This is a genomic window from Rickettsia sp. Tenjiku01, assembly GCF_001653015.1.
Classification (GTDB): Bacteria; Pseudomonadota; Alphaproteobacteria; order Rickettsiales; family Rickettsiaceae; genus Rickettsia; species Rickettsia rickettsii.
Map to the genome: position 1 here is coordinate 115,780 of NZ_BCMR01000003.1, position 19,209 is coordinate 134,988.

The following is a 19,209-nucleotide window of genomic DNA, read 5'->3' on the forward strand; positions in this document are numbered from 1 at the left end:
ACAAGCCACGGGGTGACACCGAGTCACGGTATGACAGTTTCTTCTTAATGCCCAACTGCCGTATCTATAATCTTTTCTGCCTCTGTACCGCTAATTTTTTCTTTATCATTTAGAATGAGATTAGCATTCTTTAGGTCATCTCCTATATGTTCCGCTCTTCCTTTTAAAACCTTAGCTAAAAACTGCTCGGCAAGAGCGTAATATGAGATTCTATTAACGGCTTTTGCAAATCCATGACCTTCATCTTTGTAAAGTGCATAAACTACCGGTATATGCTTGGCTTGCATGCTGTTTACAATCTGTTCTGATTCTGCCTGCACGACTCTCACATCGTGAACACCTTGTGCTATAAATAAAGGCTTTTTGATATTATCAACAAAATTAAGCGGTGATCTTTGTCTTAAAAACTCTTTTTCTTCTTCAGTATCCCAAGGTCCTATACGTGTTTTATATATACTTAACAATGGTGTCATATAAGGAGCTTTAGATTGCACATGAGTTAATAAATTAGACATACCGACAACGTCAACACCGCAAGCAAATACGTCAGGCGTCATGGTAAGACCTACAAGCGTTGCATAACCTCCATAGCTTCCACCCATAATACAAACTTTGTCAGAATCAACTATATTATTCTTAATAGCCCAGTTAACACCATCAATTAAATCGGTGTGCATTTTACCGGCATATTCTAAATTACCGGCGTTTAAGAAATCTTTCCCAAAACCGGTAGAACCACGGTAATTTATACTTAAAACTGCGTAACCACGATTTGCAAGCCACTGATGCTCAGGATTGTATCCCCAGCTATCACGTACCCACGGACCGCCGTGGACATTTAAAATTAGAGGTACTTTTCTATCGGGTATATTATTTTTATCGAGCTTTACATCATTTGGAAAAGTGATATAGCTAACTAAATCAAGCCCGTCACGTGACTTGATAATTATCGGTATCATCTTAGCAAGATTATATTGCTCAAGTTCTTTGCGATTAGTAAATAAAAACTCAGCTTTTTTATTTGCCCTATCATATTTATAATATTTCACCGGTGCATTATCAGCCATATAAGCAACGATCCAAGTTTTATCGTCTAGCGTCCTACTATTAATAATTAAATCACCGCGATCAATAGATTGCAAATATTTAATATCATCTTCAATATCTTTATCTAATATTTTATATGAGACTCTATCATAATCTATAGATACTGCTTGCGGAGTTTGCTTTGTGGGATGAACTGTAAATAAGCCGATATCGGCTTTTGCATCTTCGGCTAATATTTCTTCACTACCTGTAGCTAGTGTTATAGCTTTAAGTGCGGAGGTATTACGATTACGTCCCTCTAGCATATATACAGTTTCACCGCTAGCATCAAAACCAAGTATGGAAGTGTTAAAAGAATCTTCCATTGATATCTTAGTAAATAACTTTGGTTCTCCGTCTTTTAATTCATAATATTCAACAGCGCCGTCTTTATCTAGTAAGCTACCGAATCTTAAATTTAAATTTTCATCAGTTACATAATCAGTAAATCTATCATTTTTATAAATCAGTTCTTTTTCTAGAGTATCTAGATTTAATTTGTAAATATCAAAATATTCAGGATTACGCTCATTTAAATATATTAATATCTCATTTGGCTTCTTATGACTTGCTCCGGCTATTTTGGCTTTAACTCCTTTTGCAGGAGTAAGTAATTTTGTCTCTTTTGTCTCTATATTATAGCTATAAATTCGGTCATTTTCATCACCGTTAAAATCTTGGGTATATAAAATATTTTTATTATTATAAGCTTTAGCATAAGACCAAATACCGCGTCCTTTGTCATGGGTTATGGCTTCTGCTTTACTAATATCATCTGAGGGTGCTAGCCAAATGTTTAATACACCGTCTTTCGGTGCAACATATAGAATATATTTGCCGTCGTGGGTTAGAGAAACCCTTGCTTTATCAGGGTTACCGAATAAAACTTTTCTGGGGATTATTTGATTGTTATCCGTTATCGTTTGAAACATAAAAATACCGACACTTATTATTAATATAGTGCCTATAATATAGAAAATTTTACTCATTACTAATAGTTTGTTATTTAGTTTTATAGTCTTTTGATGTCATTCCCGCTTCCGCGGAAATGACATTCAGGTCATAAAATATAATTACTACACTCTCTCAATATTGCTTAAAAACCAATCAACTTCTTTGGTATTAGCATTACGTGTAAATGTCCATTCTTCTTTTAAATCTTCGATTTTGTCAACTACATTTTTACCTTGAAATAGTAATTTAATAAATATGTTATTACCGAACATGTAAATTTCTGAATATTTTGCACTTAAAGCCGATGAGTCAAAAAAATCACCATAGGACGGTGTTATTTTTTCAAATTCTTCCAAGTATCTTTTATCTATCAGCTCAGATAATTCTTTAGCATCTTTTTTATAAGCAGCTTCTATAATCATTTGAAAAGCAGTTTTAGCATTATTTATGAATTTAACCGGATCAAAGGAGTCAAGGCGTTTATGGACTTGTTCCATTCCATCTACGACCGCAGTTATATTATGTTCTACTATTATATCTTTAAAAGCTTTAATATCTTGGGCTGTTGGAATATTTTTTTCTTCTTTATTAGATTTAACTATACTGTAAGTTACGTCCTTAATAACCGGTTCGCCAAAATAAGATTTTTGATTTGTCTGTTCCTCTTCTGAAGTAGAACCGAGAGTCGTAATTAATTTGTTGATAATGTAAAAGGCAATAACGGCAAAAATTAATAACTCTATTATTTGAGGAGACATTTTCTATTTATTTTTATTAAAAGATTATTCTTATATATTAATATAAAAAAATAATCTTTTAAAGTTATTTAATAACAATAAGGATTTATTTTTATTTGAGTTATACTTAAAATTTAAAAAATAACTAAAATATCTTGATTATTTTAATTATTATGATATTTATCGTTTTGTAAATAATGTTTAAACTCTATCATTGCAAAACATTTATTATAGCCTTTAGTCCATTTATGCTAGGAGGCTGTTGTACTAAAGCTTAATTTTTAAGCGTTTTTAGTATAACGGATAATTATTGTTTTCAATGATTGCGTTTATCCCCTAGCACCTATCTATTCACTTTTAATTGACGAATGAACTGGCGAGTTGGTAATTCAATTATATAATGCAAAATAGTAGCTATTGTAACCGAAGTAGCAAATTTAAGCCATAAAGGAGTTGGATAAATCCAGTAATATGCTACAAAAAATTCTGTAGTTAAAGCAGAAAGGTATAAAACATATGAAATTTGATCTAGAAAATATGTTATTGGATTACCGTAAATAAGTTTACTTAATCCTGAATCATTAGATGTTCCAATAATTATTAAGGATGAGCCAACTGCAAGCCACCAAAGTGTTTCTACATTAATTATAATAAAAATATAAGCAAAAACAGCAATTCCTACAAATGTAATAATATCATATATAATATAATTAAGTTTCAAAGATTTTATATATTTTGTAATAAAAAATGTTATACAACCAAAAATAAATACACCTAAAAACATTATTAAGCTTTTACCGTAAACAAATTGTACTCTTTCGTTACTAATATGGGTCTGCAGCCATTGAAAAGCATAAGGAACAGAAATTATCCCATAAGATATAAATAACAAGATTATCAATAACTTAATTATTGATAATCTTTGCATCAATGATATTAAAAAAGGAAATAATTAATATGCAAACATTGCCGTACTTATTGTACATGAAGGTTGATTCCAAGATACTAAATCCGTGAACCCCCATGCTTGAATAAGGAACACATTAAGAAGAAAAGTATAAGAATTATCGGAGGGTGAAAGAATTGCTGGAAACATCGACTCTGCATTAATACGCATAAAAGCATAAATAAATGTAAGGGATAAACTCTGGCAATACGTGCAAATAAAAAACTTTTATAACTAACGGTATGCGTATATAATCTAGTATTATATACATAACATAAAATAAAGCCGGATAACACAAAAAATATTACAACCCCAAGACTGCCAAGTCTTGCTATATTCATTCCAATTGAGTTACCTGGCCAAATTATATGTGGCGTGTTAAGAAGAATACCCATAATGCAGTATACCCGCGTAAACCTGTTAATCCTTTTATTTCTTTTAAGTTATCTATTTTGTTATGCCATATTTAAGTTATAATATTACTGATTAAAATATGGCATGTTACAATAACCTAAATATTAAAACAATTTATTAATAATAATTTTTTTAATAAATTATTAGATTCTTATATTCAGAGATCTTTTAATAAGTGTGCCACTTTTATAGCATTATCAAATCCGTGATCGTAATGAAATCTTATATCAGGCGAGAATTTCATATTTATTTTATTAGTAATAAAAGTTCTGATAGCATTTTTAGAATTATTTAATGCATCCATAATTTCATCTATTGTTAGTTTAGTATTAAAAGGCAAGAAATAACAATTAGCTATTTTGAGATCAGCAGTAACTATAACTTTCGTAATAGTGAGAGGACAATCAAAAAGTCTGCTATCCAGCATTTTGCCACGCCTTAGAATTTCTATTAATGCTTCATTTATAATGCTTGCTAATTTTTGTTGTCTATGAGAATGAGTTTTGGTTAATTTTTTCATGCGTTAAAAAATATATACAATTCTAAGGCATAATAGCATGCTTTTGCCAAACAACCAATACCTAAAAATTTTAGAAATTTTGTTTTAAAAAAACCGGAGAATAAAGAAATAAAGCTTCCCCAAAAAGAAAATGCCATTAAGAACATTATAAATATCTCATATTTATAATATAGTTTTGTTAAATTTTTATGTCTTAAAATATTTTGTATATTTTTGGAAGCATAAAAGATATTTAAAACTATTTTTCCAAAAATATAATTGATTGCATTACCGCTAAGAGAAGCACAAATAGCTACTAACAGCATTATTAAACTATTATAGCCTCCGAACATTTTCATAGAATGAAATATTAATTCATTCTGAAAACCTATAACAAGATTTGAGACAAAACTATCAACAAATAATAAACTATATGCTTCAAATTGATTCATGAATGTAATATATTGAATTTTGATTAGGGGTATTAATCGTCATTGCGAGGAAAAACTGTAAGTTTTGACGAAGCAATCTCATGCCAAAATCCTGAGATTGCCATAACCCTTACTATCTAACACCAAAATAAAGTAACTGGCAATGAAAAAGCAAATTATTTATCCTGATTTTATAGCACGAATTTTTTCTACGGCACTTGATTTATCAGTATTTGCCTTTATAGCAATCCCAATATCACAATTTTGTTCTTTTAATTTATTATGGTTGTTCTTTAATGATTATTTCCTTAGCATTAACATTAATCTTCATAATCCCAATGAAATGCTTAACTCTGTTATGAGTCAGGAATTTTATGAATATCTTAAAGCAGGAAATTTTAATAAATATATTTGGTTTAATATTTCAATTTTTGCTACTAATATATTAGTAATAGGCTCATATTTCATAACGCTTTGGTATTATAAAGGTGCAACGCTTAGTAAAATGTTTTTACATATGAAAATCGTAGATGCCGTAACATTAAATCGTCCGACCTTAAAGCAGTTAATTAAAAGATTTTTAGGGTATATGACTTTTCCTATCGGTATTTTTTTCATACTTTTTTCTTCTAAAAAACAAGCATTACATGATAAAATAGCCGGAACCGTCGTTATTAAGTCTTAAATATACTCCTAAGTAATACTAAGTAATAGACGAAGTTTAATTTGGAAAAGAGTAAGGAGTATATAAGGCGAGGAGTGGAGCATATACACTTAATAGGTGAGTACCGCAGTTCTTATAATACGACGTAGCTCATTTTTCAAATTAAACGAGTATATTTATGAATGAAACAAATGATAATGATATAGATCAGCTAATTTATCTTTTTTCAAAATTACCCGGTCTTGGTATTAGATCGGCAAGGCGTATAGCGCTTTACCTATTGCAAGATAAAGATGTAAGGTTAAAAAGCCTGATTAATAATCTTGTAGATATAGATAAGAAAATAGTAAAATGCGAGATTTGCGGTAATATGGATACGGAAAATATTTGCCGTATTTGTTCTTCTGAATATAGAGATAAATCAATTATTGCTATTGTCGAAACTGTAGCTGAATTATGGGCAATGGAGCGTAGCGGTAATTTTAAAGGTTTATATCATGTACTCGGTCATAATTTATCGGCAGCTAGTAGACAAAACCCCAGCATACTTCGGTTACCTGAACTACTTACAAGATGTTTTGCAGAAAATATTAAAGAAGTTATTATTGCTACTAATTCTACTTTAGAAGGTCAGACTACTGCTTATTTTATTACAGAATATTTAAAAGAGCATCCTGCTAAAATTTCTCGCCTTGCTAGCGGTATACCGATCGGAGGGGAACTGGATTATTTAGACGAGGGTACCGTATCTGCCGCTATTAACCTACGCCAACCTTTTGAGTAAACATTAATAATTTTATTAAAGTTATAGTGAATCGTGATGAAATTCTAGATGATGTTCGCCGGCGAATTTTATTACATCGTTATGATTTCTTTGATGATCAAAATGTATCAGTAATTCACCTTGTTCGTTTGAATGTAATATATTTGTGAATAAACGCTGGTCACCATCAATTTTAATGTCAACTACTTTTTTACCGATAAATTTAACTCCGTTATCCCCCTGTTGTCTATATATTATATCTTTCTTTAAGGCATTTATAAATAAATTTATCACATTGATTCTTATCTAATCTCAATGGCTTCCTGATTTTTATTATCATATTGTAAAATTTCCTCAACTTTCTTTAACGCTAAGTTGTATTTCTTAATTGCGATTAAACAAGTGATAATCTTATTAATTTTTGCTATAGCTTGTGCTTGTGCAAAATTAAGGTTGCTAACAAGAGCTTCGATATGAATTTGGTTAATATATTCTTCAGGATTTAATAAAAATTCTATTGCCTGGAAGATATTACTGAGATATGGAGTTATTTTATTTTTAGGTATTTTTTGTATAAATTGTTTAGCTAATTCATATTGTTTGGTATATAAGGCTGTTGTAGATAGTAATATAACACCACTAATAGAGTTGCTAATTTCGATTCACTCATCCTTTAGGTTTGCTTCATGCACAATTTTCTCAGCAGCAGAATATTGATTGTATTTGGCAATATATTGAAAACATCGAAACTGTTCTTTACTATCTTTAGATAAATTGTCTTGGTTAATTAGATTTAATTTAGCTTCAGCAATTTCAGCTAAATTAAAACTCATTGCTGTCAAAATTTTGATATCTGTAGGAGCATTTGTGATTAAATTTTTTGTTGCTGTTGCCCTTTCGTTAAGTAAATTTATATTAAATAAGCTATAGATTGAATCGCTATCGTTTGGGCGATCTTTAAAATGCGTAATAATTGCTCTTCGTCTAATGATAATTTTCCTGTATTATTATAGGCTACTGATAGATTATAAAGGCAAAAATAGATGAATTTACTTTCCTGTTTTTGCTCATTGTTTACTAGATTCGCTAGTCGTGGTACAAGTAATGTTATTATTTCATCATATTTTTTGGTAGCAAGCAATATTTCAGAAAAAGAGCCTAGAATAGCAAAATCTTCTATATTTGCTAATTGTTTAATAATATCAGGTTGCAATTCAGGTTTTACAAATAATAAAATTTCTGCAATAATATTTAGATATTGTTGATACCATTCTCCTTGAGTTTTAGGTACATTTAAAACTATAGGTGCTGATTTAAGTATATCTTTAGCTACTTCTTCCATTAATGCAATATTCTTTTCTACTACGGCTAAACGAAAAATATTTTTCTTAGCGATAAATTTATTGATAATCTTAGTGATAGGGTTAGAAGAATTGGAGCTAGGTTTGTATTCAAAAAATATTTCTACTTTAGAATTTTTATTAATTAAAGCATTATATTCACTACTCATGATTTTTAAGTTCTTCGTAACTGTATTTTTTAATACACATTCCAATAGCTTTTTTGGGGTTTTTACCTCTTTTATCTGCTTAATTGCTAAATTAGCAAATTCTGAAGCTAATTTTGAATTTTGTATTTCTTCAATAGTTCTTAAATAATTATTTTTTATATCAAAATCCTTAACTATTGCTGAGTACTATGCTATAGCTGGATTTAAGGTAATATTGGAGCTTCACGTGGTAACCATAAAATATGGTTATTTTCAGAAAAGTTAATAGAAGACTTTTTTGATTTCATATATGATGCCTAGTTATTTTTAACAAGGCATTATACATTAGTTTAATTCTTAGTCAAAAAATTATTAATATTTTTTAATAATTACCCACCGAATTGCTCTTTAATAATTCTATCTTCCAGCGTATGGTTTTTATTAAAGAGCAGTTTGATAGGCTTATCCTTAGTAGATTTAACGGTAACATTTGTGATATTATTAAACTCCTGAAAGTCGGCAGTAGCATTTACCGGTCGTTTATTTGTATTAAGTATTTCAAATTTAATCGTAGCAGATGCAAGCAGTAAAGCACCGTGCCATCTACGCGGTCTAAATGAGCAGATAGGGGTTAGGCATAACATGTTTGACTCAAGCGGTAAAATAGGACCGCTGGCAGATAAATTATAAGCACTACTTCCGGCAGGTGTTGCAACTAAAGCTCCGTCTGCTACTAATTCGCTCATTCTCTCTATCCCGTTTACTTCTATTCTAAATTTAGCAGCTTGATTAGTTTTACGAAATATCGATACTTCGTTAATAGCAAGTGCCGTATATATTTGACCGCTCGTATCTTCGACTTGCATAAGAAGAGGATTTAGGATAGAAACCGTACTTTCATGTATATTTTGTAATAATTTTTTGGTATCTAAAGGATTCATTAAAAAGCCGAGACTTCCTAAATTTACTCCGTAAAAAGGTATATTAAGATGCATATAGCGGTGAATATTATGTAGTAATTCTCCATCTCCGCCTATTACGATAATGACCTCCGCTTCCTCTATTTTACAATAATTATAGAGTTTTTTTATTTCCTCTATAATAGCTACATGTTTGGAATTGTGGTTATAAATCAATGCTATTTTATTTATATTCATAATATGAATTTCTTTTTTAATATATAGACGCTTAACTAATAATAAGTTATAAGAATAAAGTAATAAAATAAATATTAAGTTAAATTATGTCATCATTCAACATCAAAAATCATAAAAATGATCTGCTATTTGTACCGCTAGGGGGATCTAATGAAATAGGTATGAATCTTAATCTTTACCATTATCAAGGTAAATGGTTAATGATTGATTGTGGTAGTGGTTTTGCCGATGATTATTTACCCGGTGTTGATATGATAATTGCTGATAGCAGCTTTATCGAGAAATATAAAAAAGATATAGTAGGTCTGATTTTAACTCATGCGCACGAGGATCATTTAGGTGGAGTCCAATATTTATGGAATAGACTTAAATGTCCTATTTATATTACTACTTTTACAGCAAATTTTCTAAAAATTCGTTTAAATGAATATGATTTTGCTAAAAATATAAAAATTCATGAAGTAAAACCCGGTAGTAAAATAAATCTAGATCCTTTTTCCTTAGAGATGGTACCACTGACTCACTCGGCTCCTGAAATGCAAGCAATTATGATCCGTACGGATGCAGGTAATATTTTACATACGGGGGATTGGAAATTTGATAACGATCCGATACTTGGGAAAAAAGCCGATGAGGAGCTTTTAAAATCTTACGGAGATGAAGGGGTTCTTGCACTTGTTTGTGATTCAACTAACGTATTTAATAAAGGAAGCTCAGGTTCTGAGGGGGATGTTAGAAAAAGTTTAGTAGATATTATAGCCGGTTGTCCTCAAATGGTAGTAGTTTCAACCTTTGCCTCTAATTTAGCACGGCTTGATACAATAATTCATGCTGCAGGGCTTGCGGGTAGAAAAGTAGTCTTAACCGGTAGAAGTTTGCACCGTATGATGCTTGCTGCGCAGGAAAGCGGCTATTTGAAAGATATTACTCCTCTAATTAGTGAACGTGATGTTAGCAGATTTAGAAGAGAAGAATTATTAGTAATTGCTACCGGTTGTCAAGGTGAGCCTATGGCTGCTACCGCAAAACTGGCTAGTAATTCTCATCCGTCTATAAAGCTTGTTCCTAAGGATACAATGATTTTTTCTTCAAAAATTATTCCGGGTAATGAAAAGAAAATATTCAGGCTATTTAATATATTTGTTAAAGCCGGTGTAGAAGTTATTACCGAGCGAGACCATTTTGTACATGTTTCAGGACATCCATCGATTGACGAGCTACAAAAAATGTATTCTCTAATTAGACCGAATATTTGTATACCTGTTCACGGCGAGCCTGTACATATTCATGAACATGTTAAGCTTGCTAAGAAAAACGGCATAAAACAGGTAGTAGAGGTTGAAAATGGTAGTGTAGTACTACTTGAACCTAATAATGCAAAAGTAATTTCAAAGGTTGAAAACGGTTATTTAGCTGTTGACGGTAATTATTTGCTGCCCGTTGAATCTCCGATTTTCAAAGCTAGAAGACGTATGCGTGAGTCGGGTATCGTGGTAGCATCAGTAGTCATTAATAAAAAAGGACTGCTTGCTGCAAACCCAATGCTGTCTATGCCCGGGCTCCTTGATCCGAAAGAGGATATGGCATTAGTTAACCTCATTAAAAACGACATTAAAGAACTTGTTACCATTCAACATAAACAGGCTAAAAAAGCATTGTCGGATGAACAAGTAATCGAGGCAATAAAAGGAACAATCCGTAAAACCTTAAAACAAGAAATTAATAAGTCACCCGTTATAATAGTAAATCTTGAGAAAGCTGTGGAGTAGTGAAATTGTTATTGTGAGTAGGTATTGTTTTATGGCTCGAGAAATTCGCTCAATGTCATTCCCACGGAAGCGGGAATCCAGAAACGCAACTTCAATATTGATACAGAAGTTACATATTTGATAAAAAAACCATATAAAAACTTGTTTTTATATGGTTTTACTGGATTCCCGCCTTCGTGAGCATGACATAAACAAGCCAAGCAACGATACCTACAAACCTGCAAGTGACAAAGAAAAAATAAGCACATGAACAAATTTAAAAATATTGCGGTTTATGGGGGAGGGAGTTTCGGTACTAGCCTTGCTTCTTTAGCAGCACAAAACTGTAATAACGTTACTTTATTTTTACGTGATGAGGCAATAGCAAAGGAAATTTTATATAACAAAACTAATGTAAAATATTTAGGGGATATTAAATTACCTGCTCATTTACAGGCTACTACAAACTTAGATATAATTAAAGATTTTGAACTAATTATTATTGCAGTGCCGTCTTACGCTTTTGATGACTCAATAAAATTATTAAAAACTCACAGCCTTTCTAAAGGCAATACTCTTCTAATTGCAACAAAAGGCTTTGCCCGTAATCCTACCGCATTATTTTCAGATAGGTTAAAAACTCTATTACCGCATAGTCCTACAGCGTTTTTTGTAGGTCCGAATCTAGCAAAAGAACTTGCTAAAAATTTACCTGCTTCGGCAAGTATTGCAAGTTTAGATATAGATATAGCAAATAAAATAGCTTATAACCTAAGTTCAAAAATTTTTACTACTAATGTGTCAAGCGATATTGTAACATTACAGGTAGCAGGAGCTTTAAAAAATATTTTTGCCATTAAAAGCGGGATTGATTTAGCAAGAAAGCAGGGCGAAAATGCAAGAGCAACGCTTATAGTAGTTGCCTTAAAAGAAATTGCTATTTTGTCGAAAGCGTTAGGTGGTATGCAAAAAAATTCTGATATTTTACTAGAGGGTGTAGTAGGCGATTTAGTGCTTACTTGTTATTCGTTAGGTTCACGTAATACAAAATTTGGTTATGAACTTGGAATTAGTAGCGATAAAAAGAAATTTTTACAGGAATATAAAGAGCTAGTAGAGGGAAGAGAAGCATTAAAATTAGTTTTGGATTTGATAAAAAAATATAATTTACATATGCCTATAATTTCCGAAGTAGCTTCGTGTGTTATTCCTTATGTCATTCCTGCGAAAGCAGGAATGACATAGGTATCCATGCAACAATGCCTCCGCGGGAATGATATATGACTCCACGCGAGCAATACCAATAAATATGAAAATTTCATATAAATCACATAAAGTTTTTAAAGTTTCAATTAGAAATTTATTTTGGTCTGATGAAGTAAAAATCTTAAAATTTAGTGAAAAAAAATAAAACCTCATATATTATAAGTAATTATATCTTTAGCTCATTACATGATAATCTTTAGTATAGTTTTTTTTAAAACCGTTTCGGTATTATTAAGTGTAGTAATAGGATTTTTAGCAGGTAAATATTCAAATGTTGAAAGAGATAGTATCTCTTCGTTACTATTCTATTTTATATCGCCTATAGTATTTTTTACGATACCTGCTAGTACAACCTTAACACTTGCGGCATTAAGCGTTACGGTTGTAACATTTGTAATTGCAACACTCTTATCGCTCTTTTCTTATTATTTTTTTGGTAAATTTTGGCAGGATCATACACGTAATATTATAGCTTTGTCTGCAGGTACGGCAAATGGCGGGTATTTTATGTTGCCTATAGCTGCAGCACTTTTTGATGATTATACATTAAGTATTTACATGATGGCTGTTATAGGAGTGAATATTTATGAATGTTCTGTCGGCTTTTATATTTGTATGAGGAGCTTTGCTAATACCACCGATAGTATATTAAAAGTAGTAAAATTACCGATTTTAAACGCTTTTTTCTTGGGGTGTTTATTTAGTTTTTGCGGTTTTACTTTACCGGATTTTTTAGATGATTTTATATATAATATGAAAGGCTCTTTTTCGATACTCGGTATGGTGATGGTGGGTCTTGCTCTTTCGTCTCTACAAAAATTTGAAGTCGATATCAAATTTACTCTTGCTACTTTTGCTGCTAAATTTCTATTCTATCCTTTGGGAGTAGGGTTATTTATCCTGTTTGATCATTTTGTAACACAATGGTATAACAATGATTACTATAATGCCCTAAAACTACTTTCTACGGCACCACTCGCAGCAAATACTATAGTTATAGCAAATTTACAGAAATTTTACCCTGAAAAAGTTGCAGCTACTGTGTTTTTATCTTTGCTTTTTGTAGTTATATATATGCCGACCATAGTCAGTATATTTTTAAGTGACTTAAATTAATAACATGATGTCAATTGATGACAATGATTTTTTTACAATTTATTCTAAATTGGTATTAATAGGTTCATATGAAAATTAATTCAATAAAAATTGGTCCCTATATTAATTTATTACCTCTTCAATATATACCGAAACATAAAATTTCTTATTTGGAATTCGGTGATCCTAAAAATAAAAATATAATAGTATGTGCTCACGGTTTAACTAGAAATGCTCATGATTTTGATAAAATAGCTAAAGAGTTGAGTAAAAATTATAGAGTAATTGCAATAAATTATCCCGGTCGCAGTGATAGCGAAAATTTTAAAAAAGCTAATCATTATAACTATACGACTTATATTAAAGATACGTTATTTTTTTTTAAAAGGCTAAATATCAAAAATCCTATTTGGCTTGGTACTTCAATGGGTGGTATTATAGGTATGGTACTTGCCAGTAAATATAAAAATATTTTTAAAGCCTTAATATTAAATGATATAGGGGCGTTTATTGATGCTGCTCCTTTAATTAAAATTGGAGGTTATGCTAAAAAAACGATACTCTTAGATGATTTGGCTAGTGCAAAAGAACATTTAAAACTTATTTATGCACAAAGCGGTATTAAAGATGAAGAAGATTGGGATTATTTAACAAAATATAGTGTAATTTCTACATTCGGCGGAAAATATAAAATGAATTATGATCCTGCTATAACAAAAGGAATGAAAAATGCTAGTGACCAGGAAGATATTAAACTATGGTCTGTATGGAATAAAATAAAATGTAAAATATTAGTAATTCATGGGATGAAATCTCAAATTTTAACAAAATCTACTATTAAAAAGATGAAAGAAACAAAAATTTTTGATCTTTATGAAATAAAATATGCCGGTCATGCTCCTTCTTTAATGAATCTTGAAGAAATTAACTATGTCAAATCTTGGTTAGAAAAGAAGTCTTAGATTGTGTGACCTTGTATTGTACGAACGTTCAGGATGTCATTCCCGCGGAAGCGGGAATCCAAATAACCTTAATCTTAGTACAAAAATTACATATTTAATACAATAAACATATAAAAAAACTGTTTTTTATATGTTTTTCTGGATTCCTGCTTTCGCATGAATGACATAGGCATCATTTAAATTAATAAATAATAATTATGAAAATTACTACTAAAGTACTAATAATAGGTTCAGGACCTGCGGGCTTAAGTGCCGCTATTTATACAGCTAGAGCTGCTTTAAAACCAATATTAATAAATGGTATGCAGCCAGGCGGGCAGCTTACAATTACCACCGATGTTGAGAACTATCCAGGATTTGCGGAAACGGTGCAAGGACCTTGGCTTATGGAGCAGATGTCTATGCAGGCTAAAAATGTCGGTACGGAAATTGTTAGTGATTACGTAGAAAAGGTGGATTTATCAAAAAGACCTTTTAAAGTATTTACAGGAGCAGGAAATGAATATGACGCGGAGAGCATAATCATTTGTACCGGTGCGGAAGCAAAATGGCTTGGTATAGCTTCAGAGCAGAAATTTCGTGGTTTTGGTGTTTCGGCATGTGCTACTTGCGATGGTTTCTTTTTTAAGAATCAAGAAATAGTTGTAGTAGGGGGAGGAAATAGTGCAGTAGAAGAAGCTTTATACTTAACCAATCATGCTAACAAAGTCACTATAGTGCATAGAAGAGATAGTTTTAGAGCTGAGAAAATATTACAGGATCGATTATTTAAAAATTCTAAAATATCAGTAATTTGGGATCATGTAGTAGATGAGATTGTAGGTAGCAATAAACCAAAATCCGTTACTGGAGTTAAAATTCAAAATGTTCACACCAAAGAGATTAGTTTATTGAATTGTAGCGGTGTATTTATAGCTATTGGGCATGCACCGAATACGGGGCTATTTACCGGACAAATTGTAATGGATGATGATAATTATATCATCACGAAGTCAGGCACTACTAGAACTAGTGTAGAAGGTGTTTTTGCTGCTGGTGACGTTCAGGATAAAATTTATAGACAAGCAGTAACTGCTGCAGGAACAGGCTGTATGGCGGCTCTTGAGGCTGAAAAATTTCTAAATAAATAATTTAGATTTTTTAGCTGTAAATTAACATATAAGTTAATACAAAATTGTTGCATTTAGTAAGACACTTATTATAGTCATTATGTATTAATTTAATTAGGTACAAATATATAATGACTTGGAACAAATATACCACCACAAAAACAAAATATTGATACATATCCATTACTTATGAAATTTTTAGTTGGATGAGGTAGTTTTAACATACAAAATTTAGAAGAATTGAAAAATGCTAATTTAGAAATAGAGCTAGCAGAAGCCGTATTTTCACAAAAATTTTTAATATATTCTGCAATAAAATTTTACTTAAATCATTTTTATCCAAATAGCCAAAGTGAAAAATTTACAGAGTTAGAAATAACCGGAGTTAGATATGATCAAGTGATAAAGGCTCCTGATATTAGGTTAGCTACCGATAAGCCTACGACTACTAATATATTTAAAAATTTGACTTTGGACTCAATGTTACATCAGAATTGGATTTTTAATGGAGATGACTCAAATGGTTGGCTGTGAGCAAGTATAAATCTTAATAAAGGTGGTTATTTAATAACTTAGACAAAAAGTATTGCTCTCAGCTGTGATCTCTTTAGAGTCACAATTAATAAATCCTAAGAAAAAATATTACTCTGCTATTTCATCTGAGGTTATTGAGTATGCATGGGGAAATATTAAAGGAGTTAAAGGTAATTATTTAGAGCCATTCAAGAATTTAATAGCTTTTGGCAAAGAAGAAATAAGTCCCTCTGAGTTATGGGTTAAAATAGCTGAGGCTATAAAGGTAGGTAAAGTATCAAATTTATTGTGAGAAAATATTCTAGAAGACTTAAACAAGGTAGGTGTATGACTTTATTATAATATAACTGAAAACTCTGCTATATTATCTGATATTGGATATAAATTTCCTCAAGAAATATTGAATCTTATATTAAACGCAATAGCTCCTGCAGATATCATTAATATTATAAAACATGCTAATTTGGAAAATATTTCTTATGATGTATTAGAAAGTCAAATGGGTGGTGAAGATTTTGGTATAAATAATTCATTATAAATATTTTTCTTGCTAGTATTGCCGTATAATTTTAAGATAAGTTTATAACACTTTTCTCGAGCCATGCAACAACGCCAATGTTTGCTCGCAATGACGATTTTAGTATCCACGCAGGTAAAAATATATGAACTTACTTAAAAACATTACGGGAAAGAATTATATAAACGGTGAATTTATAGAGTGCGGGAAGCAAATATCCATTATTAATCCTGCGACCTTAAAAGAAATTGCTACAGTTCCGAATTTAGGATTATCTGAGATTAATTCAGCGATTAATAATACGGTGACTAGTTTTTCTTTATGGTCACAAAGTTCATTTGAAGCGAGAATAGCGATTCTTAGAAGATGGTATAATTTAGTAATTGAAAATATTGAGGAGTTAAGTCATATATTAACCCTAGAGCAGGGTAAAGTACTTGCTGAATCAAAAAAAGAAATTTTATATGGAGCCTCTTTTATTGATTGGTATACATATGCTATACATAATATTCATTCGACTATCAAACCCGGTAATAGTAATACTCATAAAATTGTTACGCAATATGAGCCTGTAGGACCGTCTGCTGCTATAACTCCTTGGAATTTTCCAAATGCAATGATTACTCGCAAGGTAGTACCTGCAATAGCTGCGGGTTGCAGCGTTATATTAAAACCGTCAAGTCTTACGCCTCTATCAGCTTTAGTACTTGCGAAATTTGCAAGCGATGCCGGTTTGCCTGCCGGAGTATTTAATGTAATTACAGGTAGTTCAGATATTATAGGTAAGGCTTTTTGTGAAGATTTTAGGCTTCGGAAATTATCATTTACTGGTTCTACAAATGTCGGTAAAATTCTATATCAAAATGCCGCAAATACTCTAAAACGTTTATCTTTGGAACTTGGCGGCAATGCTCCTTTCATTATAACGGCAGATAATAATTTAAAGAAAGTAGTAAGTGATTTAGTAATCGCTAAAACTAGAAATAGTGGACAATCTTGTACTTCACCTAACAGAATATTTATAGAAGAATCTATATATGGAAAATTTATAGAAATTCTAAAGGCTAAATTTACGAAGCTTAAAGCCGGTGACGGATTTGATAAGGAATCGGATTTAGGTCCGTTAATTAATTCTGCTGCCATAGAAAAAATACAAAGGTTACTCGCTGATGCACAAAGTAAAGGAGCTAAATTAATTTGCGGCGGTAAAACTGTTGATAATTTTATTGAGCCTACTATTATTATTGACTGTTTGGATAATATGGATATCTTTAGAATAGAAATATTCGGTCCGGTAGTTGCTTGTTATAAATTTAAAGATTTGGATGAAGTAATAGAACGTGCAAATAATACCGAATACGGCTTGCAAGGATATGTATATTCAAATAATATATCCGTGGCACAAATGATAGCGTCTAAGCTTGATTTTGGTATGGTATCGATTAACGACCCGTTACCTGCAAATGCAAAAGCACCTTTTGCAGGACGTAAAGCTTCAGGTTTTGGAGTTGAAGGCTCATTTGAAGGGATATTTGAATATCTAAATACGAAATATATAAATTTACAGAATTAAGCATGCCCGCATGGTTCCTTTTATGTCATTCCTGCGAAAGCAGGAATCTAGATAAAGAATATAATTCTTTGTAGCAGTATTAAGATTATTTTTTCTGGATTCCCGCTTTCGCGGGAATGACATATAATAATCTAAATAGTAAAAATTATGCTAGTGCTTGTAGATAATATTGAAGTACAAATTGAATATGTTGATCCTTTGATGTAACTAATTAAAAGATTTGAAGAGCAAAATACTATAATACCCAAAATGCTTAATAATGCTTTAAGCAATATATTATTAATCCTTGAAGATGGATGTAAAGCTGAAGAATCAGAACTAATAGAAAATATAATTAATAGTTTAAATACTCTTGATATGTTAGGAGGACATGCATAGTAATCTTCCAAAAATCTCAATAGTTTTACCGGTTTATAATAGAAAGAAGCTATTACCTTTTGCTATTGAGAGTTGCCTTAATCAAAGCTTTAAAGACTTTGAGCTTATTATTATTGATGATTGCTCAAAAGATAATAGCGTTATAGTAGCTAGGACATATGCAGAGCAGGATTCACGTATTAAGGTAATAGTAAATGAGACCAATAAAAGATTACCGGCAAGTCTTAATATTGCTTTTAAAGAGGCCAAGGGGGAGTATTTTACTTGGACTTCAGATGATAATCTTTTCCATGAAAATGCTTTAGAAAAAATGGTTAAGATACTTGATAATTCACCTGAGATAGGGCTTGTATATACTGATTATACTTTGATCGATGACCACGGTAAAGTAGGAATAAGACTTTATCAAGAACCTCCTGAGTTTTTACCGATTAGAGATTGCGTCGGTGCATGTTTCTTATATAGAGCCGATTTAGCAAGGCAAGTAGGTGGATATAATGAAAATATGCAGTTAGTGGATGATTATGAATATTGGCTAAGGTTTGGGCTTGTTACGAAATTTGCTCATATACCGGAATCTTTATATTTCTACCGAGTACATGATCAAAGCTTAACAATAGAGCGTAAAGTAGAAGCAAAACAGGCAAAAAGAGTTTTAAAAGCATTATTTACAGATCAATATATTATTCCTGCTGAGATTAAACCTATAAATGATTTATATAATTGGTTTATTGAAGATAGAAATTTAAGCTCTTATTTTAGGTTATTTAAAATAATTATTTGTAGTCCGATAATTACTATTTCGTATATTATTAAAAATCTAAGAAGAATAAGGTGATATTTTAATGCTTTAATGTCATTCCCGCAAAAGCGGGAATGACATAGTA

22 protein-coding genes and 1 pseudogene are annotated in these 19,209 nt (G+C 31.1%); 13 read left to right on the forward strand and 10 right to left on the reverse strand.

Going from position 1 to position 19,209, the window contains the following annotated elements; all coding sequences use genetic code 11:
• Positions 1-44: 44 nt before the first annotated feature.
• The 6 genes and pseudogenes from TENJIKU01_RS01020 to TENJIKU01_RS01040 all read right to left on the reverse strand — a co-directional run bounded on the left by TENJIKU01_RS01020 (position 45) and on the right by TENJIKU01_RS01040 (position 5,088).
• The gene (locus TENJIKU01_RS01020) at positions 45-2,075 is read right to left on the reverse strand and encodes a S9 family peptidase (protein ID WP_064428868.1); all 2,031 of its coding nucleotides are present in this window, start codon (positions 2,073-2,075) and stop codon (positions 45-47) included.
• An 87-nt stretch (positions 2,076-2,162) separates the two neighbouring features.
• Complete coding sequence (locus TENJIKU01_RS01025) at positions 2,163-2,798, reverse strand: Tim44 domain-containing protein (protein ID WP_064428869.1); 636 nt, start codon at positions 2,796-2,798, stop codon at positions 2,163-2,165.
• Positions 2,799-3,120: 322 nt separating this feature from the next.
• Positions 3,121-3,669, reverse strand: a complete 549-nt coding sequence (locus TENJIKU01_RS01030) for a hypothetical protein (protein ID WP_064428870.1) — start codon at positions 3,667-3,669, stop codon at positions 3,121-3,123.
• Positions 3,670-3,893: 224 nt separating this feature from the next.
• A pseudogene (locus TENJIKU01_RS10505) lies at positions 3,894-4,118 on the reverse strand (acyltransferase family protein); the annotation flags it as partial.
• Positions 4,119-4,294: 176 nt separating this feature from the next.
• Positions 4,295-4,657 carry a 30S ribosome-binding factor RbfA gene (rbfA, locus tag TENJIKU01_RS01035; RefSeq protein ID WP_064428871.1) on the reverse strand — a complete coding sequence of 121 codons (363 nt, stop codon included), beginning with the start codon at positions 4,655-4,657 and terminating at the stop codon, positions 4,295-4,297.
• Entirely contained in the window at positions 4,654-5,088 is a 435-nt protein-coding gene (locus TENJIKU01_RS01040; RefSeq protein ID WP_064428872.1) for a YqaA family protein, read from the reverse strand. Before TENJIKU01_RS01040 ends, rbfA begins: the two co-directional genes overlap by 4 nt.
• Before the next feature lie 142 nt (positions 5,089-5,230).
• Between TENJIKU01_RS01040 and TENJIKU01_RS01045 the strand changes: the two genes are divergently transcribed.
• Together TENJIKU01_RS01045 and recR are read left to right on the forward strand one after the other, a co-directional pair.
• Complete coding sequence (locus tag TENJIKU01_RS01045; protein WP_064428873.1) at positions 5,231-5,752, forward strand: RDD family protein; 522 nt, start codon at positions 5,231-5,233, stop codon at positions 5,750-5,752.
• Between the two features lie 157 nt (positions 5,753-5,909).
• Positions 5,910-6,515, forward strand: a complete 606-nt coding sequence (gene recR / locus TENJIKU01_RS01050; protein WP_064428874.1) for a recombination mediator RecR — start codon at positions 5,910-5,912, stop codon at positions 6,513-6,515.
• Positions 6,516-6,536: 21 nt separating this feature from the next.
• Here recR and TENJIKU01_RS01055 read toward each other — a convergent pair whose 3' ends face one another.
• The 4 genes from TENJIKU01_RS01055 to TENJIKU01_RS01065 all read right to left on the reverse strand — a co-directional run bounded on the left by TENJIKU01_RS01055 (position 6,537) and on the right by TENJIKU01_RS01065 (position 9,140).
• Positions 6,537-6,788 carry a hypothetical protein gene (locus tag TENJIKU01_RS01055; protein ID WP_227779797.1) on the reverse strand — a complete coding sequence of 84 codons (252 nt, stop codon included), beginning with the start codon at positions 6,786-6,788 and terminating at the stop codon, positions 6,537-6,539.
• Between the two features lie 368 nt (positions 6,789-7,156).
• Complete coding sequence (locus TENJIKU01_RS08755) at positions 7,157-7,327, reverse strand: hypothetical protein (RefSeq protein WP_172795004.1); 171 nt, start codon at positions 7,325-7,327, stop codon at positions 7,157-7,159.
• Positions 7,328-7,404: 77 nt separating this feature from the next.
• Entirely contained in the window at positions 7,405-8,004 is a 600-nt protein-coding gene (locus TENJIKU01_RS09350; protein WP_227779799.1) for a hypothetical protein, read from the reverse strand.
• A gap of 368 nt (positions 8,005-8,372) precedes the next feature.
• On the reverse strand, positions 8,373-9,140 hold the full coding sequence (locus TENJIKU01_RS01065) for an NAD kinase (RefSeq protein WP_064428875.1): 768 nt from the start codon (positions 9,138-9,140) through the stop codon (positions 8,373-8,375).
• Between the two features lie 86 nt (positions 9,141-9,226).
• On the opposite strand from TENJIKU01_RS01065, the gene TENJIKU01_RS01070 reads away from it, so the two are divergent.
• The 11 genes from TENJIKU01_RS01070 (at position 9,227) to TENJIKU01_RS01115 (ending at position 19,160) form a co-directional block, all read left to right on the forward strand.
• Complete coding sequence (locus TENJIKU01_RS01070; RefSeq protein WP_064428876.1) at positions 9,227-10,909, forward strand: ribonuclease J; 1,683 nt, start codon at positions 9,227-9,229, stop codon at positions 10,907-10,909.
• Positions 10,910-11,155: 246 nt separating this feature from the next.
• Positions 11,156-12,133, forward strand: a complete 978-nt coding sequence (locus TENJIKU01_RS01075; protein WP_064428877.1) for an NAD(P)H-dependent glycerol-3-phosphate dehydrogenase — start codon at positions 11,156-11,158, stop codon at positions 12,131-12,133.
• Positions 12,134-12,340: 207 nt separating this feature from the next.
• On the forward strand, positions 12,341-13,270 hold the full coding sequence (locus TENJIKU01_RS01080) for an AEC family transporter (protein WP_064428878.1): 930 nt from the start codon (positions 12,341-12,343) through the stop codon (positions 13,268-13,270).
• Positions 13,271-13,338: 68 nt separating this feature from the next.
• Positions 13,339-14,211, forward strand: a complete 873-nt coding sequence (locus TENJIKU01_RS01085; RefSeq protein WP_064428879.1) for an alpha/beta fold hydrolase — start codon at positions 13,339-13,341, stop codon at positions 14,209-14,211.
• 197 nt (positions 14,212-14,408) lie between these two features.
• Positions 14,409-15,341, forward strand: a complete 933-nt coding sequence (trxB, locus tag TENJIKU01_RS01090) for a thioredoxin-disulfide reductase (RefSeq protein ID WP_014273478.1) — start codon at positions 14,409-14,411, stop codon at positions 15,339-15,341.
• A 219-nt stretch (positions 15,342-15,560) separates the two neighbouring features.
• A complete protein-coding gene (locus tag TENJIKU01_RS01095; protein ID WP_064428880.1) occupies positions 15,561-15,854 on the forward strand; it encodes a hypothetical protein in 294 nt (97 codons plus the stop codon).
• A 64-nt stretch (positions 15,855-15,918) separates the two neighbouring features.
• Complete coding sequence (locus TENJIKU01_RS01100; protein ID WP_064428881.1) at positions 15,919-16,146, forward strand: hypothetical protein; 228 nt, start codon at positions 15,919-15,921, stop codon at positions 16,144-16,146.
• Positions 16,147-16,254: 108 nt separating this feature from the next.
• A complete protein-coding gene (locus TENJIKU01_RS08760) occupies positions 16,255-16,392 on the forward strand; it encodes a hypothetical protein (protein WP_172795005.1) in 138 nt (45 codons plus the stop codon).
• 124 nt (positions 16,393-16,516) lie between these two features.
• Entirely contained in the window at positions 16,517-17,944 is a 1,428-nt protein-coding gene (locus tag TENJIKU01_RS01105; RefSeq protein ID WP_064428882.1) for an NAD-dependent succinate-semialdehyde dehydrogenase, read from the forward strand.
• Positions 17,945-18,193: 249 nt separating this feature from the next.
• Positions 18,194-18,322 carry a hypothetical protein gene (locus tag TENJIKU01_RS10065; RefSeq protein WP_255374147.1) on the forward strand — a complete coding sequence of 43 codons (129 nt, stop codon included), beginning with the start codon at positions 18,194-18,196 and terminating at the stop codon, positions 18,320-18,322.
• Positions 18,315-19,160 (forward strand): glycosyltransferase, encoded by an 846-nt coding sequence (locus TENJIKU01_RS01115; protein WP_064428883.1) that lies wholly within the window; start codon positions 18,315-18,317, stop codon positions 19,158-19,160. The genes TENJIKU01_RS10065 and TENJIKU01_RS01115 overlap by 8 nt, the downstream gene beginning before the upstream one ends.
• Positions 19,161-19,209: the final 49 nt, after the last annotated feature.

What these genes read in the sequence shown, in the direction of transcription:
- TENJIKU01_RS08755 (WP_172795004.1), bottom strand. Translation starts at nt 7,327, where the DNA reads ATGAGTTTTAATTTAGCTGAAATTGCTGAAGCTAAATTAAATCTAATT.
- rbfA (WP_064428871.1), bottom strand. Translation starts at nt 4,657, where the DNA reads ATGAAAAAATTAACCAAAACTCATTCTCATAGACAACAAAAATTAGCA.
- TENJIKU01_RS01040 (WP_064428872.1), bottom strand. Translation starts at nt 5,088, where the DNA reads ATGAATCAATTTGAAGCATATAGTTTATTATTTGTTGATAGTTTTGTC.
- TENJIKU01_RS01105 (WP_064428882.1), top strand. Translation starts at nt 16,517, where the DNA reads ATGAACTTACTTAAAAACATTACGGGAAAGAATTATATAAACGGTGAA.
- TENJIKU01_RS01025 (WP_064428869.1), bottom strand. Translation starts at nt 2,798, where the DNA reads ATGTCTCCTCAAATAATAGAGTTATTAATTTTTGCCGTTATTGCCTTT.
- TENJIKU01_RS01080 (WP_064428878.1), top strand. Translation starts at nt 12,341, where the DNA reads ATGATAATCTTTAGTATAGTTTTTTTTAAAACCGTTTCGGTATTATTA.
- TENJIKU01_RS01070 (WP_064428876.1), top strand. Translation starts at nt 9,227, where the DNA reads ATGTCATCATTCAACATCAAAAATCATAAAAATGATCTGCTATTTGTA.
- TENJIKU01_RS01085 (WP_064428879.1), top strand. Translation starts at nt 13,339, where the DNA reads ATGAAAATTAATTCAATAAAAATTGGTCCCTATATTAATTTATTACCT.
- TENJIKU01_RS09350 (WP_227779799.1), bottom strand. Translation starts at nt 8,004, where the DNA reads ATGAGTAGTGAATATAATGCTTTAATTAATAAAAATTCTAAAGTAGAA.
- TENJIKU01_RS01115 (WP_064428883.1), top strand. Translation starts at nt 18,315, where the DNA reads ATGCATAGTAATCTTCCAAAAATCTCAATAGTTTTACCGGTTTATAAT.
- TENJIKU01_RS01020 (WP_064428868.1), bottom strand. Translation starts at nt 2,075, where the DNA reads ATGAGTAAAATTTTCTATATTATAGGCACTATATTAATAATAAGTGTC.
- TENJIKU01_RS01075 (WP_064428877.1), top strand. Translation starts at nt 11,156, where the DNA reads ATGAACAAATTTAAAAATATTGCGGTTTATGGGGGAGGGAGTTTCGGT.
- TENJIKU01_RS10065 (WP_255374147.1), top strand. Translation starts at nt 18,194, where the DNA reads ATGCTTAATAATGCTTTAAGCAATATATTATTAATCCTTGAAGATGGA.
- recR (WP_064428874.1), top strand. Translation starts at nt 5,910, where the DNA reads ATGAATGAAACAAATGATAATGATATAGATCAGCTAATTTATCTTTTT.
- TENJIKU01_RS01045 (WP_064428873.1), top strand. Translation starts at nt 5,231, where the DNA reads ATGAAAAAGCAAATTATTTATCCTGATTTTATAGCACGAATTTTTTCT.
- trxB (WP_014273478.1), top strand. Translation starts at nt 14,409, where the DNA reads ATGAAAATTACTACTAAAGTACTAATAATAGGTTCAGGACCTGCGGGC.
- TENJIKU01_RS01065 (WP_064428875.1), bottom strand. Translation starts at nt 9,140, where the DNA reads ATGAATATAAATAAAATAGCATTGATTTATAACCACAATTCCAAACAT.